15 protein-coding genes and 1 pseudogene are annotated in these 17619 nt (G+C 72.1%); 8 read left to right on the forward strand and 8 right to left on the reverse strand.

Annotated elements, in window-relative coordinates; translation table 11 throughout:
• The first annotated feature begins 244 nt into the window (after positions 1-244).
• From AB0M27_RS34275 to AB0M27_RS34295, 5 genes are all read left to right on the forward strand, one after another.
• On the forward strand, positions 245-940 hold the full coding sequence (locus AB0M27_RS34275) for a TerB family tellurite resistance protein (protein WP_356302633.1): 696 nt from the start codon (positions 245-247) through the stop codon (positions 938-940).
• 218 nt (positions 941-1158) lie between these two features.
• A complete protein-coding gene (locus AB0M27_RS34280; protein ID WP_365727607.1) occupies positions 1159-3228 on the forward strand; it encodes an MMPL family transporter in 2070 nt (689 codons plus the stop codon).
• A 6-nt stretch (positions 3229-3234) separates the two neighbouring features.
• Entirely contained in the window at positions 3235-4434 is a 1200-nt protein-coding gene (locus AB0M27_RS34285; RefSeq protein ID WP_365727612.1) for a histidine kinase, read from the forward strand.
• The gene (locus AB0M27_RS34290) at positions 4431-5096 is read left to right on the forward strand and encodes a response regulator transcription factor (RefSeq protein WP_365727614.1); all 666 of its coding nucleotides are present in this window, start codon (positions 4431-4433) and stop codon (positions 5094-5096) included. The genes AB0M27_RS34285 and AB0M27_RS34290 overlap by 4 nt, the downstream gene beginning before the upstream one ends.
• A complete protein-coding gene (locus AB0M27_RS34295) occupies positions 5093-6547 on the forward strand; it encodes a sialidase family protein (protein WP_365727616.1) in 1455 nt (484 codons plus the stop codon). Before AB0M27_RS34290 ends, AB0M27_RS34295 begins: the two co-directional genes overlap by 4 nt.
• Here the strand turns inward: AB0M27_RS34295 and AB0M27_RS34300 are convergent.
• From AB0M27_RS34300 to AB0M27_RS34330, 7 genes and pseudogenes are all read right to left on the reverse strand, one after another.
• Positions 6544-7470, reverse strand: a complete 927-nt coding sequence (locus AB0M27_RS34300; protein WP_365727617.1) for a dihydrodipicolinate synthase family protein — start codon at positions 7468-7470, stop codon at positions 6544-6546. The genes AB0M27_RS34295 and AB0M27_RS34300 overlap by 4 nt on opposite strands.
• Position 7471: 1 nt before the next feature.
• Complete coding sequence (locus tag AB0M27_RS34305) at positions 7472-8476, reverse strand: ABC transporter ATP-binding protein (RefSeq protein WP_365727622.1); 1005 nt, start codon at positions 8474-8476, stop codon at positions 7472-7474.
• Complete coding sequence (locus tag AB0M27_RS34310; protein WP_365727624.1) at positions 8473-10452, reverse strand: dipeptide/oligopeptide/nickel ABC transporter permease/ATP-binding protein; 1980 nt, start codon at positions 10450-10452, stop codon at positions 8473-8475. Before AB0M27_RS34310 ends, AB0M27_RS34305 begins: the two co-directional genes overlap by 4 nt.
• Positions 10452-11408: an ABC transporter permease gene (locus AB0M27_RS34315; RefSeq protein ID WP_365727634.1), complete on the reverse strand. Its 957-nt coding sequence runs from the start codon at positions 11406-11408 to the stop codon at positions 10452-10454. Before AB0M27_RS34315 ends, AB0M27_RS34310 begins: the two co-directional genes overlap by 1 nt.
• Before the next feature lie 4 nt (positions 11409-11412).
• Positions 11413-13047 carry an ABC transporter substrate-binding protein gene (locus AB0M27_RS34320; protein ID WP_365727636.1) on the reverse strand — a complete coding sequence of 545 codons (1635 nt, stop codon included), beginning with the start codon at positions 13045-13047 and terminating at the stop codon, positions 11413-11415.
• Between the two features lie 133 nt (positions 13048-13180).
• Positions 13181-13711, reverse strand: a complete 531-nt coding sequence (locus AB0M27_RS34325) for a DUF397 domain-containing protein (protein WP_365727638.1) — start codon at positions 13709-13711, stop codon at positions 13181-13183.
• A 65-nt stretch (positions 13712-13776) separates the two neighbouring features.
• Positions 13777-14081: pseudogene (locus tag AB0M27_RS34330) on the reverse strand (Scr1 family TA system antitoxin-like transcriptional regulator); the annotation flags it as partial.
• A gap of 205 nt (positions 14082-14286) precedes the next feature.
• On the opposite strand from AB0M27_RS34330, the gene AB0M27_RS34335 reads away from it, so the two are divergent.
• A complete protein-coding gene (locus tag AB0M27_RS34335; protein WP_365727640.1) occupies positions 14287-14502 on the forward strand; it encodes a hypothetical protein in 216 nt (71 codons plus the stop codon).
• Here the strand turns inward: AB0M27_RS34335 and AB0M27_RS34340 are convergent.
• The gene (locus AB0M27_RS34340) at positions 14499-15863 is read right to left on the reverse strand and encodes an AMP-binding protein (RefSeq protein WP_365727642.1); all 1365 of its coding nucleotides are present in this window, start codon (positions 15861-15863) and stop codon (positions 14499-14501) included. The genes AB0M27_RS34335 and AB0M27_RS34340 overlap by 4 nt on opposite strands.
• 95 nt (positions 15864-15958) lie before the next feature.
• Between AB0M27_RS34340 and recO the strand changes: the two genes are divergently transcribed.
• Positions 15959-16705 (forward strand): DNA repair protein RecO, encoded by a 747-nt coding sequence (gene recO / locus AB0M27_RS34345; RefSeq protein WP_014672589.1) that lies wholly within the window; start codon positions 15959-15961, stop codon positions 16703-16705.
• Between the two features lie 41 nt (positions 16706-16746).
• Positions 16747-17595 carry an isoprenyl transferase gene (locus AB0M27_RS34350; RefSeq protein ID WP_365727648.1) on the forward strand — a complete coding sequence of 283 codons (849 nt, stop codon included), beginning with the start codon at positions 16747-16749 and terminating at the stop codon, positions 17593-17595.
• Positions 17596-17619 lie beyond the last annotated feature (24 nt).

Below are 17619 nucleotides of genomic sequence, written 5' to 3' on the forward strand. Positions count from 1 at the left end.
CTAACCTGGAGTAATGGCTGAGGACAAGCGGCTCGCCGCCGTGGTGGCGCTGGCGCAGGGGATGGCGGCGGCGCACACCCCGCGGGACTCATGCCGTATACGGCGGCCGGGGCCCCGGCTGTTCTCGGCCACGGGGCCGGCCAGGTCACAGAAAGGTCTCCTACGGGGTACTGACTCAGCCTTGGTGATGTGGCTAACATCACGCCAGCGCCGCGATGTTGCGGCGTCGTTACGGAGGTGCGACGTGCTGCCAGTACGGGGACGAGACGGCCGTGCCACCAGGGCTGCGCACATCCTGCGCGTCCGCACCGCGTGGACACCCGTCGGGGACGGCGAGTTCTACTGCCCCGGCTGCGGAGGCGACCGCAACTACCAACGGCTCACCGGCCGCCGCAGGCTCACCCTGCTCGGCGTCCCCCTGCTGCCGCGCGGCACCGCGGGCCCGGTCGTGGAGTGCGCCGCCTGCCGCCACCACTACGGCACCGACGTCCTCGACCACCCCACCACCCGCCGCTTCTCCGCGATGCTCCGCGACGCCGTGCACACCGTGGCCCTCGCCGTGCTCGCCGCGGGCGGCACCTCCTCCCGTACGGCCCTGGAGACGGCCGCCGGCGCCGTGCGCGCGGCCGGCTTCGACGGCTGCACCGAGGAACAACTGGCCGCCCTGGTCGACGCCCTCGCCGCCGACACCGGCCGGGTCCTCGGCGCCGAGTGCGGCACCAGCCTGACCATAGAGCTGCACGAGGCCCTGGACCCGCTCGCCCCGCACCTCGCCCCCGCCGGCCGCGAGTCCCTCCTCCTCCAGGCCGCCCGCATCGCCCTCGCCGACGGCCCCTACACCCCCGCCGAACGCGACGCCCTCACCACGGTCGGCGCGGCCCTGACGATCTGCGCGGACGACGTGACCCGCCTGCTGGCGGCGGCGCGCACGCCCTCCTGACCCGGCGGGGAGCTTCGGCGCCCTGGGACACGCCCGGGGGCCCCGGCGAACCCGCCCCGCGCCCCGCCCCCCGTTACTCCCCGGGGAGTAACGCCACCCCGAGGCCACCCCCGGCAGTACCCGCGAACTCGCTCCCGCGCCCGACGCTCGCCGCCCCTTTCGCCGGAAGTCTGGAAGCCGTGTCCAGACATCCACTGCGGAGGGGAGGCCCGATTTCCATGGGGGCCGCGAAAACACGGAGGAGCAGGGCGCTGCCCTGGCTGGTGGTCGGGCTGTGGGTGGTGCTGCTGGCCGTGCTCGGACCGTTCGCCGCCAAGCTGGGCGACGTGCAGCACAACCGGGCCACCGACTATCTGCCGGCGTCCGCCGACTCCACCCAGGTCGCCAAGCTGCAGGACCGGCTGCCCGGGGGCGAGACCACCGAGCTGGTCCTCGTCTACCACCGGGCGACCGGTCTCACCGCCGCCGACCGGGCCACGGCGCGGACGCAAGTCGCCGAGATCGCCGACCGCCACCGCCTCGCCACCGGCACCCCGCACGGCGTCCCGTCCGCCGACGGCACCACCCTCATGTACCCGGTCACCAGCAACGAGCCCGGCACGGACGAGAAGAAGCGGGACGCGTTCGTCGACGACGTCCGCCAAGTCGCTCAGGGTCAGGGCGGGTTGGCCGTGCGCGTCGGCGGGCCGGGCGCCCTCGCCACCGACGCCTCCGGCGTGTACGCCTCGCTCGGCGGGCCCCTGCTCTACACCACGGTCGCCGTCGTCGCGATCCTGCTCATTCTCATCTACCGCAGCCCCCTGCTGTGGCTGGTCCCGCTCGTCGTCGCCGGTCTCTCCGACTTCCTCGCCCGCGCCGCCGCCTACGGTCTCAACCAGGCCTTCGGCATCACCGTCTCCGGCCAGAGCGCCGGCATCATGACCATCCTCGTCTTCGGGGCCGGCACCGACTACGCCCTGCTCCTGGTCTCCCGCTACCGCGAGGAGCTGCGGCGCCACGATACGCCGTACGACGCGATGCGCGCCGCCCTGCGCGGCTGCGGACCCGCCGTCCTCGCCTCCTCCGGCACGGTCGCCGCCGGACTGCTCTGCCTGCTCGCCGCCGACCTCAACTCCAGCCGGGGCATGGGCCCGCTCGGCACGGTCGGCGTGCTGTGCGCGCTCGCCGCGATGCTGACCCTGCTGCCGGCCGTCCTCGTTCTGCTGGGCCGCCGGGTCTTCTGGCCGCTCGTCCCCGCCTACGGCAGTACGCCCAAGGCCCGCCGGTCCCTGTTCGCGGCGATGGGCTCCTCGGCCGGGCGCCGCCCGCTGACCGTCCTCGCCTCCGGCGCCGTCCTGCTCGGCGCGCTCGCGCTGGGCACCCTGAACCTGCCCGGCGCGATCAAGCAGCTCGACACCTTCGTGGACCGGCCCGAGTCCGTGACCGCCATGGAAACCGTGGCCAAGGCCTACCCGGAGCGGTCCGCGCAGCCCATCGAGGTCCTCACCCCGGCCGGCCGGGCCGACGCCACCCTCGACGTGGTCAAGGGCACCCGGGGAGTGGCCGATGCGCGGCGGGGCCGTACCGGCGGAGGCTGGACCGAGATCACCGTGACCGCGGCCGCCCCGCCCCAGTCCGCCGCCGAGACCGCCACCATCGAGGCGCTCCGGCACCGGCTGCCCGGCTCCCACGTCGGCGGGCCCAGCGCTCAGCAACTCGACCTGAAGGACACAGGCGCCCGCGACCGCCTGGTGGTCGTCCCGATCGTGCTCCTGTCCGTGCTGCTGATCCTGGTCGTCCTGCTCCGCTCCCTGGTCGCCCCGCTGCTCCTCGTCGCCGCCGTGGTCGCCGTGTGGGGCGCCGCCCTCGGCCTCGGCGGGCTCGCCTTCGGGGCCCTGTTCGGCTTCCCCGGCACCGACCCCGGCCTCGGCCTGCTGTCCTTCGTCTTCCTGGTCGCCCTGGGCGTCGACTACGGCATCTTCCTGATGCACCGGATGCGGGAGGAGTCGGTCAAGGGCGCCGAACCGGCGGCGGCCGCCCTCACCGCCCTGCGCACCACCGGCGGCGTCATCGCCTCCGCCGGGCTGGTGCTCGCGGCCACCTTCGCGGTGCTGACGAACATGGGCCTGGTACCGCTGGTCGAGCTGGGCTTCGTCATCGCCGTCGGCGTCCTGCTGGACACCTTCCTCGTCCGCACCTACCTGGTGACCAGCGCGAGCGTCGCGCTCGGGCGCAGGGTGTGGTGGCCGGGCCGGCTGTCCCGCCCGGCGCCGGACGCCGACCGCACGCCGGAGCCCGTGAGCGCGTAGCGGAAGATGAACCCCGTGCAGGCAACCATCACCGCGTCCCGGCCCCGCCGGACCCTGGCGTCCCTGGATCCCCTGCGGCAGGACGCCCTCCTGGCCGCCGCGCTCGCCGCGCTCGCCTCCGGCATCGCCGTCACCATCGGCAGCGGCCGGCACCCGGACGCGCTCGGCTGGGCCCTGCTGCTCGGCCTGCACGTGCCGCTGGTGTGGCGCCGGCGGGCCCCGCTCACCGTCCTGGCGGTCATGATCACGCTGATCGCGACCTACCACCAACTGGACTACAACCACTCGGCGCCCACCGCCGCCTCGATGGTCGTCCTCTACACGGTGGCGGTGACCCACGGCCCCCGGCGCACCGCCTTCATCGGCGCCGCCGTCGTCACGCTGATGCTGCTCCTGAAGATCCGCCACGGCATGGCCGGGGTCCAGGTCAGCTTCCAGATCACCGGCTGGATCGTCTCCATGCTCGTCCTCGGCGGCTACATACGCGTCCACCGGGAGAACGCCGCCGCCGCCGTGGAACGCGCCGAACGCGCCGAGCGCACCCGCGAGGAGGAGGCCCGGCGCCGGGTCGCCGAGGAACGCCTGCGCATCGCCCGCGACCTGCACGACCTGCTCGCCCACACCATCACCCTCATCGGAGTGCAGACCTCGGTCGCCGCGCACGTCCTGGGGGCCGACCCCGGGCGCCTGGACCGTACGGCCGTCGCGAAGGCCCTCGACGACATCGCCGAGACCTGCCGCACGGCCCGCGGTGAACTCCGTACGACCCTGGAGGTGCTGCGCGACCCCGGCGCCCCGGACGCCCGCGGCCCGCTGCCCGGCCTCGACGGCCTCGCCGACCTCGCGAAGTCGGCCGGCGCCCGGGTGGAGCTGGCCGTCCGCGCCGTCGGGGTGCCGCCGGCCGTCGGCGCCGCCGCCTACCGGATCGTGCAGGAGGCGCTCACCAACGCGGTACGGCACGGCGGCCGGGACGACCTGACCGTGCGCGTGGGCGTGCGCGAGGAGGAGGGCGGCCTGCGCGTCCAGGTCACCGACGACGGGGTGGGCGGCGCCGGGGACGGTCCGCCCGGGTACGGGCTCGTCGGGATGCGGGAGCGGGCCCGCAGCGTCGGCGGCACGGTCGACGCCGGACCACGCGCCGACGGCCGGGGCTTCGAGGTGAGCGCCGTACTGCCGCTGGGGGAGAAACCGGGGGACCAGAGATGATCCGCGTCTTGCTCGCCGACGACCAGACCCTGGTGCGGGCCGCGTTCGCGATGCTCGTGGAGTCGGCGCCGGACATGGAGGTCGTCGGGCAGGCGGGCACCGGCCGCGAGGCCGTCGACCTCGCCCGGGCCGAGCGCGCCGACGTCGTCCTGATGGACATCCGCATGCCCGGCCTGGACGGCATCGAGGCGACCCGGCTGATCGCCGCCGACGAGGACCTCGCCGGGGTCAGGGTCCTGGTGCTCACCACCTACGACACCGACGAGCACGTGGTGGAGGCGCTGCGGGCCGGTGCCTCCGGATTCCTGGTGAAGGACACCCGCCCGGCCGACCTCCTCGACGCCATCCGCACGGTCGCGGCGGGCGAGGCACTGCTCTCACCGGGGCCCACGGCACGGCTGATCGAGCGGTTCCTGCGCAGCCCCTCGGCGCCCGTGACCGGCGGCCCCGAGTGCCTTTCGGACCGGGAGCGGGAGGTGCTGACCCTGGTCGCGCGCGGCCTCAACAACGCCGAGATCGCCGAGGTGTTGGGGCTGAGCCCGCTCACCGCCAAGACCCACGTCAGCCGGATCATGGGCAAGCTCGGCGCCCGCGACCGCGCCCAGCTGGTGATCGTCGGCTACGAGTCGGGGCTGGTGATCCCTGGCAGCATGGGCGGGTGACACCGAAGAGCCGCACCCTGCTCACCGCCCTCGCGCTCCTCACCTCGCTCACCGCCTGCCACCCCACGGCGCCCCCGGCCCGGCCGAGCCCCACTCACGCGACTCCCACCCACGCGAGCCGCGACCAGGCGGCCGGCACCGAGAGGCCCGCCGCGCGCCACGACCGCCCTCGAGAGGACCTTCCGCAAAAGACCCTCGCCCCAAAGACCCCCGCCCAAAAGACCCTCGCCCGAGAGAACACCGCCCAGGTCACTCCCGCCCCCGCCGGCCCTGCCCGCGCCACTCCCGCCCACGCCGACGCCGCCCCCTCCGCCCCCGCCCAAGCGGGCCCCGCCCCCGCCACCTCCGCCTCGGCGCGGGCCATCCCCGGCTGCGTGTCGTCGGTGCCCTACGTCTCCGGCCAGGGCGGCTACGCCACCTACCGCATCCCCGCGGTCGTGAAGACCCGGTACGGCGCCGTGCTGGCCTTCGCCGAGGGACGGCGGGACGGTGCCGCCGACACCGGTGACATCGATGTCGTACTGCGTCGTTCCGCCGACGGCGGCTGCACCTGGGGCCCGCTGACGGTCGTGGCCGGCGAGCACGGGGACACCCGGGGCAACCCGGCGCCCGTCGAGGACCCGCGCACCGGGGCCGTCGTGCTGGTGACCTGCGGCAACGACGGGAAGGCCACGGAGGACCAGATCCGGCGCGGGGCGGGGGACCGCCGGGTGTTCGTGCAGCGCAGCTGGGACGACGGCCGGCACTTCACGGCTCCGGCGGAGATCACGGCACAGGTGAAGCTGCCCGGCTGGCGCTGGTACGCCACCGGTCCCGGCCACGCCCTCGCCCTCACCCGGGGCCCGCACGCCGGCCGCCTGCTCATCCCCGCCAACCACTCCGTCGCCTCGCCCGCCATGTCCTCCGGCCCCGGATCCCGGTACGACGGCGGGCACGCGCTCTACAGCGACGACGACGGCCGCACCTGGCAGCTCGGTTTCGTGACCGAGACCCAGGACGGCGTGACCAACGTCAACGAGACGACCGCCGCCCAACTTCCGGACGGCAGGCTCTACTTCAACGCCCGCGACCAGTACGGCACCGCCCCCGGCAACCGCCTCGACACCTACTCCGACGACGGCGGCACCACCCTCGACCGCCCCTACGCCGTCCAGCCCACCCTGAACGCCGTCCCGGTGGTCCAGGGCAGCCTCCTCCAAGTCCGCGGGCCGGCGGCCCCGTTGCTGTTCTCCGCCCCCTCGGTGCCCACAGCCCGCCGCGCACTGGCCCTCTGGTCGAGCACGGACGCCGGCCGCACCTTCACCAAGCTGCTCACCCTCTCGGACCGCCCGGCCGCCTACTCCGACCTGGTCCAGCTCGGCTCCGGCACGATCGGCGTCCTGTACGAGACGGGCGCGACCCACAGCTACGACACCGTGGAGTTCCGCAGACTGACCCTGTCACGGAGCTAGAGCAACCCCGCCGCCGCCAGGAACTTGCCGACCCTCTCGGCCTCCTCGCCCGACAGCGGCACCTGCGGCTCGGCCGTCACCGCGCAGTCGATGATCCCGCGCAGATGCAGCGCCGCCTTGAACGCGCCCAGTGCCGACGAGCCGCCGCCCATCCGCGCCGGATCCCCGACCGTCACCATCCCGAACAGCGCGCACAGCCGTTCCTGCTCCTCCCGCGCCCCCTCCCAGTCGCCGGCGCGGCACATCCGGTACAGCCGGACGTACCCGTGCGGGTCGACGTTGGCCAGCCCCGGCACCGCCCCGTCGGCGCCCAGGGCCAGCGCGGAGTCCACGATCAGCTCGGAGCCGGTCAGCACGCTGAAACCGGGGTGCACGCGGGAGCCGGTGACGATCTCGCGGAAGGCGGCCAGGTCCCCGCTGGAGTCCTTGATCCCCGCCAGCACCCGGTCGGCGGCAAGACCCAGCACCACGTCGGCGGGGAGCTTGGTGTGCACGGCGACGGGGATGTCGTAGGCGATGACCGGCACCTCGGAGGCGGCGGCGATCCGGCGGTAGTGGTGGACGATCTCGGAGCGGTGGGTGCGCGCGTAGAAGGGTGCGGTGACGACCACCGCGTCCGCTCCGGCCGCCGTCACCGCCGCGACGTGGTCCAGGACGCGCGGCGTGGTCATGTCGATGGCGCCGGCGAGGATCGGCAGCTGACCGCCCACATGGGCGACGACCGCCTCCACGACCTGCCTGCGCTGCCGGTCCGTGAGGAACGCCGCCTCGGACGTGGAGCCGAGCAGGAACAGCCCGTGCACCCCGCCCTCCACCAGATGGTCGACCAGACCGAGCAGCGAGGGCACGTCCACCTCGCGTTCCGGTGTCAGGGGCGTGCAGACGGGCGGGACGACACCGGTGAGCGGGGTGGGGAAGGGCATGTCAGGGCTCCTGGCGTGCTAGGTCGCGGGTCGATTCCTCCTCCTCAACAGGATGGTGGCACCGGTAGCGGTGTTCGGGGCGCGACGCGGCCGAGAAGTCCGGCATCACCTCGGCACACAACCCGTCCGCCTTCCAGCAGCGGGTGCGGAACGGGCAGCCGCTCGGCGGCCGGGTCGCCGAGGGCACCGGCCCGGTCAGCGGGATCGGGTCGATGGGGTCCAGCAGGCCGGGCGTGGCGGAGAACAGGGCGCGGGTGTACGGGTGCCGGGCGGCGTCGGTGACCCGGCCGGCCGGGGTCTCCTCCACGATCCGGCCCAGGTACATGGTGATCACCCGGTCGCTCATCCGCCGTACCGTCTGGATGTCGTGCGAGACGAACACCAGGGCCAGGCCGAGGCGTTCCCTCAGGTCCAGCAGGAGGTTGAGGATCTGGGCGCGGACCGACACGTCCAGGGCGCTGGTCGGCTCGTCGGCGACGACCAGCGCCGGGTCCAGGGCGAGCGCGCGGGCGATGGCGACGCGCTGCCGCTGCCCGCCGGAGAGCTGCCCGGGCAGGGCGTCGGCCAGGGCCCGGGGAAGCCCGACCAGGCCCATCAACTCCCTTACCCGGTCATCCCGTTCGGCCCGTGTGCCCCGCTGATGCACATCCAATGGGTCGCGCAGGATCCGCCGTACCGTGAGCCGCCGGTTCAGGGCGGTCGACGGGTCCTGCAAGACCAGTCCGACGCCGGCGCCGACCGTGGCCCGGCGCTCGGCGGGCGGCATCGTCCACAGGTCACGGCCCTGGAACGCCACCGAGCCCGACACCGGCCGCTGGATGCCCACCAGCACCCGCGCCAGTGTCGACTTCCCGCACCCCGACTCGCCGACCACCCCCACCGTCTCCCCGGCGGCCACGGTGAGATCGGCGCCGGTCAGGGCGTACACCCGGTCACGGCGGAACAGCCCGCCGCTGCGGGCCTTGTGCACGACATGGGCGCCTTGCACCTCGACCACGGCGGTCACTGCAGTGCCTCCTCGCTCTGCGCCGACGTGAGGTCCACCGCCGGGTGATGGCAGGCGGCCGTGTGGGTGGCCGTACCGCCGAGGACGGGAGCATGCGCGTGGCACACCTCGCTCGCCAGCGGGCAGCGGTCGGCGAAGCGGCAGCCCGCCGGGAAGTCGGCGGGGGACGGTACGACCCCCTTGATCTGCGTCATCCGTTCCTCGGCCGACTCCAGGGACAGCACACTGCCGAGCAGCCCGCGCGTGTAGTGGTGGGCCGGCGCCGCCACCAGGTCGGCGGTCACCCCGCTCTCCACGATCTGCCCGCCGTACATCACCACCACCCGGTCGGTGATGTCGGCGACCAGCGCCAGATCGTGCGAGACCAGGATCAGCGCGAACCCCAGCTCCTCGCGCAGCCGCAGCAGCAGCTCCATCACCTGGGCCTGCACGGTGACGTCCAGGGCGGTCGTCGGCTCGTCGGCGACGATCAGCCGTGGGTCGCGCGACAGTGCCATGGCGATGAGCACGCGCTGCCGCTGCCCGCCGGACAGCTCGTGCGGATAGCTGCGCAGGGTGCGCTCCGGATCCAGGCCGACCAGTTCCATGAGCTCGCGCGGACCGCGCCTGCCCCCGCGCCGGACGAGCTGTTTCAGCTGGGCGCGGATGGTCATCGCCGGGTTCAGCGAGGACAGGGCGTCCTGGTAGACCATCGCCATCTCGTGCCCGAGCAGCCGCCGCCTGGCCCGCATCGGCTCGGCGAGCAGGTCCCGCTGCCGGAACCGCACCTGCCCTCCGATGCGCGCGTGACTCGGCTGGAGTCCCATGACGGTGAGCGCGGTCAGCGACTTCCCGCAGCCCGACTCGCCCACCAGACCGAGTACGTCCCCGGGGTACACCTCGAAGCTCACCCCGGCCACGATGTCGACACCCCGGTGCCGGTCCGGGAAGCCGATGGTGAGGTTCTCCACGGCGAGCACCGGCTGCCCGCTCCGGTCGGGCAGCGGCCGGGCCCGGGACCGCAGCCGCCGGGCGGCCTCGGCCAGCCCGGGCAGCCGCAGCACCTCACCGCTGCCCGGCTCCGGCGCCTCCAGCCGGTTCTTGGGCGTTGCCACCTCCCTCGGGGCCGGTGCCGCCCACGCGTCGGACACCCCCTCGGAGAGGATGTTCAGCGACAGCACGGTCAGCAGGATCAGCAGCCCGGGGAAGACGGTCGCCCACCAGCCGCCGGTCAGCACCATGTTCTTGCCGTCGGCGATGACACTGCCCCAGGACGGGTCCGGCGGCCGCACCCCGGCGCCGATGAAGGACAGCGACGCCTCGAACACGATCGCCTCGGCGACCTGGACCGTGCAGAACACCAGCACCGGGGCGGCGCAGTTCACGGCCACGTGCCGCGCCACGATGTGGGGCGTACGGGCGCCGATCACCCGTTCCGCCGTGACGTAGTCCTCGCCGTACTGATCGAGGACGTTGGCCCGCACCACCCGCGCCACGGGGGGAGTGAACAGGAAGGCGATGGCACAGATCAGCACGCCGATCCCCCCGCCGAACACGGCGACCAGCACGGCGGCGAGCGCGATCCCCGGGAACGCCATCACCACGTCCAGGCAGCGCATCAGCGTCTCGTCGACCGCCTTGCGGGAGGTGGCGGCGACCGCGCCTACGACGGCACCCACGACCAGCGCGAGCGCCGTCGCCCCCAGCCCGATCGCCAGCGACCACCGGGCGCCGTACATCAGCCGGCTCAGGATGTCCCGGCCCAGGCTGTCCTGCCCGAACCAGTGCGCGGCGGACGGATGCCCGCTGCCGCCGGCCGGGTCCTGCTGGTCGAGGGGATCGTCGGGAGCGAGGAGCGGGGCGAGTACGGCGACGAGGATGACGAAGGCCAGGAAACAGACGGCGACCTTCGACAGCAGCGGCAGCCGGCGCCAGCCCCGCGGCCGCACGCCGCCGGGCCGGGAGAGCCGCTCGGCAAGACTCGCGCGCGTGATCATCAGCCCGCCCTCAGACGTGGGTTGACCAGCAGATACAGAATGTCGATCACGAGATTGACGACGACGAACCCGGTGGCGGTCGTCAGCACCACCCCCTGCACCACGGCCGGGTCGCCGTTCTGCACGGCGTCGATCATCAGCTTGCCCATGCCGGGCAGCGAGAAGATCGTCTCGATGACTACGGCACCGCCGAGGAGATAGCCGACCCGCAGCCCGAGCACGGTCAGCGGATTGACCAGGGCGTTGCGCAGGACGTTCCGCCCGACGACCACCCACGGCGGCAGCCCGCTCCCGATCGCCGTCCGCACATAGTCCTTGTCCAGCTCCTCCACCACCGACGTCCGCACGATCCTCGTCAGCTGCGCGGCCACCGGCAGGGAGAGGGCGAAGGCGGGCAGCGCCATGGTCTTCAGCCAGCCGGTGACCGAGTCGGCCGGGTTGATGTAGCCGCCGGTCGGGAACCAGCCCCGGTCCACCGCCAGGTACTGGATCATCAGCAGCGCCAGCCAGAAGCCGGGCGCGGCCACCCCGACCAGCGAGACCACCCGGATGACCTGGTCCGGGATCCGGTCCCGGTACACAGCGGCCGTCACCCCACCCACCAGCGCCAGCACCACCGCGATGGCGAGCCCGAGGAAGGTCAGCTGGAGAGTGAGCGGCAGCGCGGTGGTGACCTGCTTGACCACCGGGGCCCGGGTCAGGGCGCTGGTGCCGAGGTCGCCGTGGAGGAGATCGCCGACGAAGTGGACGTACCGCACCGGGAGCGGATCGAGGAGCCCGTTCCGTTCCCGGAAGTCGTGCAACTGCTGCGGAGTCGGATTCGCCCCCTGGAAGAACGCGGACGCGGGATCGACGTCCGAGAACCGCATCACCAGGAACACGAACAGCACGATCCCGAGCATCAGCGGCACGAGCAGCGCGATACGGCGGAGCAGGATCCGTACGACTGCTGTCATGCCGTCAGATCCACTTGGCCTGGAGGAGATTGATGCCGGGATAGGGCTGCGCCCTTATACCCGTGAGCTTCCGGGCGTCCCAGGCGGTCATCAGCTCATTGTGAACGACCGGGTACAGCACCGCCTGCTCGGCGACGACGTCGACGTAGTCCTGGATGATCGCCTTCTTCTTCTCCGGATCCGGCTCCCGGGTCGCCCGGTCCATGTCCTTGAAGAGCTGCTTGGCGACGGGGTTGCCGGCCCACCGGGTGTACTGCATCCACAGGTTCTGCGGCCCGTAGTTGTAGTGCATGATCAGATCGGCGTCGAGCCCGAACTGATTCGGATTGGAAGCCGCGGCGACGACCTGATAGTCCTGCTTCTGGTCCATCTTGGTGAACACGGCCGTGGTCTCCTGCGGCGCCAGCGTCGTCTCCACGCCGATCGCGTCCCAGGAGGACTTGATGGTCGGCAGACAGTCCACGATCCAACTGACGTTGACGGCAAGGATGTTGACCTTGAGGTTGCTGACCCCGGCGGCCTTCAGCAGCGCCTTCGCCTTGTCGGGGTCGTAGTCGTACACGGTCTTGGCGCGCCGGTAGGTCGGGTTCCCCTCGTTCAGGAACGAGGAGGCGGGCTTCCCGTGCCCCTTGAGGGCGACCTGCACCATCTTCTCGGTGTCGATGGCGTAGTGCAGCGCCTGCCGCACCCGCACGTCGTCGAAGGGCTTGTGCTGGGTGTTGAACATCAGGAAGAGGTTGTTCATCCCCGCGCCACCGGCGACCTTGAGCCCGCCCTGCTCCAGCCTGGCGATGTTGGCGTAGGGGATGTTGTCGGCGATCTGCGCCCCGGCATCGGATCCGGAGATCTTCGCGACGCGCGGAGCGGCATCCACGATGGTCAGCCAGTTCATGCGCTTGAAGGCAGGCGGGCGCGGCCCGTTGTAGGCGGCGAAGGCCTCGAAGGTGGTGTTGGACTTCGGGTGGTGCGCGGTCTGCCGGTACGGCCCCGAGCCGACGGCCAGCCCCTTGATGGCGTCGTCCCAGGCGCCGGGCTTGGAGAACACGTGCTTCGGCATGATCTTGGCGAGGGTGAGCCGGGAAAGCCCGTCGGGGAAGGGGAACTTGAGCACGAGCTCGACGGTGCGCGAGTCGACTTTGCGGGCACCGCTCAGCCAGCTGGCGAAGAACCCCTTGGCGAGCGTCTGGGTCTTCGGATCGAGGATCCGGTCGAAGACGAACACGACGTCGTCGGCGGTCACGGGCTTGCCGTCGTGGAAGGTCGCGCCCGAACGCAGGGTGAACCGCCAGGTGGTGGCGTTGGCGTCCTTGGGCACCTCGGTGGCGAGCGCGGGATAGGGCATCCGGCTGATCGGGTCGGTGTCCAGCAGCCCCTCGTAGATATGGTTGTTGGCGGCCATGCAGAACGCCGACGCCGTCTGCGTCGGATCCCAGCTGCCGTCGTTGCCGTAGCCGATCACCGCGGTCAGTGTCCGGTCCTTGCCGCTGCCGCCGCCCCCGGTGTCGTTCGTGGACTCCGGTCCTGCGGAGCAGCCCGCCAGCACGGGCGGCAGAACGGCGGCCGCGCCCAGGGCCCCCGTGTACTTCAGGAACGACCGGCGGCGCGGTGCCGGTACGTCGGGAATCACGTCGTCGCGCACGGGTCCTCCAGCAAGTCGTCGGGGGAAGGGGAGGAGGGGGGTGGGAGATACGACGTCCTACGTCCTACGTCCGGTCGGTAGCGCGACCATAGGAGGGGGCGTGGGGGTGGTCAAGACGGCGCACACGAATGGGCTAGCCGCCAGAGGTCGCACCATTGGCGGTCGGGCGGGGGATGATGCCGATCCGGCGGCGGCCGGAAATTCCCGAACCCGGACTCGGCCCGCATGCGACCCTGACCCGGATGAACGGCACGACGCCGTACGACGCTGCTACACCTGAGAGGCACTGGCCCGGCTGGTGCTCAGCAGCGCCGCGTACGGGTTCGCCGACACCGCCCGTGAGTTGGTGCCCACGCGCCACGACGCCTACGCCGGACTCGGCTTCGGGCCAGCGAGGCGCGAACGCTGGTCGGACTGGCCGAGCGGGTCCTGACGAGGGCCCTCGTGTACGAACGGGAGCGGGGGGCCTCCTGGGAGGACATGGCCCGGTACGTCGGCGTAGCGCCCTTGACGCGGAGCGGGGAAGCACGACACCGGCCTGGAAGCGAGCGGCCCCAAGGGTGCGGATGAACTCCGCCCACACGGCCGGCCCGATCACCAGCACCGCACTGCCGGGCACCTTGCTGTCCCGGACGGGTACGACACCGGCGACTTTGTCGGCCACCTCGATGCAGTCCTCCCCGCCGCTGCCTCCGCTGTAGCTGCTCTTGCGCCAGCGGGCGTCGCTCAGGCGTCATCGAACTCCATGAGCTTCATGAGTTTGCCCGTCTCCGGGTGTGCTCCCGCCGCGAACGGCAACACCTGCACCATCGTCGTGCGCTCCCGCATCAGCGTCGCGACGTGCTCCGGCTGGTGTGCCATGACTCCCGGGCCGCCAACGGGGATCCGCAGGAACGTCTCATGGAGGACCGCAGCTTTCGCCACAGCCGTTCGAAAAAACCGTCGGTCTGTAGAACCTCGTCGATCCGCTGTCGGCGCCGTTTCAGCTCCGCGCCGAAGAACTCCCACGCCGCCTGCCGGGAACCGTTGGCCATGGCCAACCCCCTTGGCCTGCCTCGCGCTTGTAGGGCGCAGACCCCTGCCGAGTGTAGTGGCGGAGCGTCACTCTGGATGTGCGAAGGGTGAAACCCGGAAAGAACCGGAAAGAAAGAGGAGCGTGATGCCCGGAACCGACGAGGTGGAGGAGAGCTTGAAGGAATCGCGGTCGGCTCTGGAAAAGGTCGCGCGAGAGGTGCCCCGGTGAAGCCTCCCATCGGCAGCCACGCCATGGACACCCGCACCGGGCGCGTGGGGATCGTCATGGGCCACGTGGGCCCGTACCTCCAGCTGAGACCCTACGGCGGAGGCAGGGAGTGGGATGCCGACCCCGGAGCGGTGCGGCTCGCCACTCCCGCCGAGCGGATGAGCGCGGCGACCGCCTGCGCCAACGCCCGCAGCCGTGGGGAGGTGCCCTAGACCACCATGTCCCCGATGTTCTCGACGCCCTCGACACGGCCCTCCACGACCAGGTTGCCCTCGGCCGTCAACCGGGCCAGGTGTCCGGTGCGAAAGAAACCGTCGGCGGTGAAGGCTCGGGCGTTGTGCTCGGGGGAGCGGTAGTACCCGCGCACGGTGCAGGGGCCTCGGACCAGGAGTTCGCCGGCCTCTCCCTCGGGCGCGTCGATGCGGATCTCGTCGGCCGGGGAGACCGGACGGCCCTGGGTGGTGAGGACCACGTCGCGCGGGTCGTCCAGGCGGGTGGCGGTGAGCAGTCCTTCCGCCGTGCCCCACACCTGCTGGAGCCGGCAGCCGAAGCCGGGCTCGATCCCTGCGGCCAGGTCGGCCAGGCCGGGATCCAGGCGGGCGCCGCCGCCGATCTGCATCACCCGCAGTGGGCCCAGGTCGGCCTCGACGTCGTCCAGGGCGTCCAGCCACCGGGCGGCGATGCCCGGCGTCACCGACGTGACGGTCACCCCTTCCCGTGCGATCGCGTGGAAGGCCGCGTCCGGCGTCGGGTCGTCGAGCAGTACGACCGTGCCGCCCACCGCCAGGGTGCCGAGGATGCCGGGACAGCCCAAGGCGAGGTTCGACTCTGCCGGCAGGGCCGCCAGATACACGTCCTCGCGGCCGAGAGCGAGCGGCTCCGCCATGGCGCGGAGTTGGTAGGCGTAGTCGTCGTGGGTGCGCCCGATGAGCCTCGGCGGTGTCGTCGTACCGCCGCCACCCGACGGCAGGAAGAACGCCACGTCCGAGGCGTCCAGGCGGCGGTCCGGCACCGGTGCCTCGTCCACCGTGTCCAGCGGGAAGGCCAGTGCGCCCCCCGGCAGCAACGAGAAGCCGCCCGTCTGCCCGCCGGGCGCGGCGAGGGTGAAGATCCGCCGCATCGACGTCGAGCCGACGGCGATCCGGGCCGCCATCTCCGCGTGGCCGAAGCCGTGGTGCACCGCCGGACCGACGTAGCCGGCCGCCTCGCTCTCGGCGACCAGGTGGGCGATCTCCGTCTCCCGGTGGGCCGTCGGCGCGAGCACCGGGATCGCGCCGACCCGCATCAGCGCGAACATCGCGACGACGAACTCCGGGGTGTTCGGCAGCTGCACCACCACCCGTCTGCCGGGCTCGACACCCCGCAGTCGCAGACCGGCCGCCATCCGGCTCACCCGTCGGTCCAGCTGGAAGTACGTGAGGCGGGTCGTGCCGTGCACGAGTGCCGTGCGTGGGCCGTGCTCGCGTGTCCAGTCGTGCAGCAGCTCGGGCAGGGGACGGCCCTGCCAGTAGCCGGCGCGGCGGTAGGCGAGGGCGGCGTCCTCGGGCCATGGAGCGAAGCCGTCGAGCGGCACGGGCTGCACCTTCTTCCCACGTCGTGTTCATCGCCCGGCTTCAACATATTGTTTAAGGGCGCGTGCAGGGGAGCGCTTGGGCGAGAATGGTGTCCATGAGTCTGTTCCGCGACGACGGCATCGTGCTGCGCACCCAGAAGCTGGGTGAGGCGGACCGGATCATCACGCTGCTAACGCGCGGTCACGGGCGGGTACGGGCCGTGGCCCGGGGCGTGCGGCGGACGAAGTCGAAGTTCGGGGCCCGGCTGGAGCCCTTCTCCCACGTCGACGTGCAGTTCTTCGCGCGCGGGAGCGAGCTGGTCGGGCGCGGGCTGCCGCTGTGCACGCAGAGCGAGACCATCGCGCCGTACGGTGGCGGGATCGTCACCGACTACGCGCGGTACACCGCCGGGACGGCGATGCTGGAGACCGCCGAGCGGTTCACCGATCACGAGGGGGAGCCGGCCGTGCAGCAGTATCTGCTGCTCGTGGGCGCCCTGCGTACCCTCGCCCGGGGCGAGCACGCGCCCCACCTCGTCCTCGACGCCTTCCTGCTCCGCTCCCTCGCCGTCAACGGATACGCCCCGAGTTTCGGTGACTGCGCGAAGTGCGGGATGCCCGGACCGAACCGGTTCTTCTCCGTGGCCTCCGGTGGGTCCGTCTGCGTCGACTGCCGGGTGCCCGGGAGTGTCGTACCGTCGCCACAGACCCTGGTACTCCTCGGGGCGCTGCTTACGGGAGACTGGGAGACGGCGGACGCGTGCGAGGCGCGGTACGTCCGCGAGGGCAGCGGGCTGGTGTCCGCCTACCTGCACTGGCATCTGGAGCGCGGGCTGCGTTCGCTCAGGTACGTCGAGAAGTAACGCTCAGGTACGTCGAGAAGCAAGAGGGAGACGAGAAGCACATGGTCGTACGCGGGATCCTGGGGCGCCGGCGGCGCGAGTACAAGGCGCCGGAGCCGCACCCGTCCGGTGCCCGCGCGCCCAAGCTCCCCGGCGAGCTGGTCCCCAACCACGTGGCCATCGTCATGGACGGCAACGGGCGGTGGGCGAAGGAGCGGGGGCTGCCGCGGACCGAGGGGCACAAGGTCGGTGCCGAGCGCGTCCTCGACGTCCTCCAGGGGTCGATCGAGGTCGGCGTCCGCAACATCTCCCTCTACGCCTTCTCCACCGAGAACTGGAAGCGGTCGCCCGACGAGGTCCGCTTCCTGATGAACTTCAACCGCGACTTCATCCGCAAGACGCGGGACCAGCTCGACGAACTCGGCATCCGGGTCCGCTGGGTGGGCCGTATGCCCAAGCTGTGGAAGTCGGTCGCCAAGGAACTGCAGGTCGCCCAGGAGCAGACCAAGGGGAACGACCTGCTCACGCTGTACTTCTGCATGAACTACGGCGGGCGGGCCGAGATCGCCGACGCGGCGAAGGCGTTGGCCGAGGATGTCGCGGCGGGGCGGCTGGACCCGGGGAAGGTCAACGAGAAGACCCTCCAGAAGTACCTGTACTACCCGGACATGCCGGACGTGGACCTCTTCCTCCGGCCCAGCGGGGAGCAGCGCACCTCCAACTACCTGCTCTGGCAGAGCGCGTACGCCGAGATGGTCTTCCAGGACGTGCTGTGGCCCGACTTCGACCGTCGTGACCTGTGGCGGGCCTGTGTCGAATTCGCCTCCCGGGACCGGCGGTTCGGCGGTGCCGTCCCGAACGAGGAACTGCTCGCCATGGAGGCCGCGATGAAGGGTGAGTCCACTTCGTAGCCACTGGCGGTTCACGCGGGCCGC

This window comes from Streptomyces sp. NPDC052107 (assembly GCF_040680215.1).
Taxonomy (GTDB): domain Bacteria; phylum Actinomycetota; class Actinomycetes; order Streptomycetales; family Streptomycetaceae; genus Streptomyces.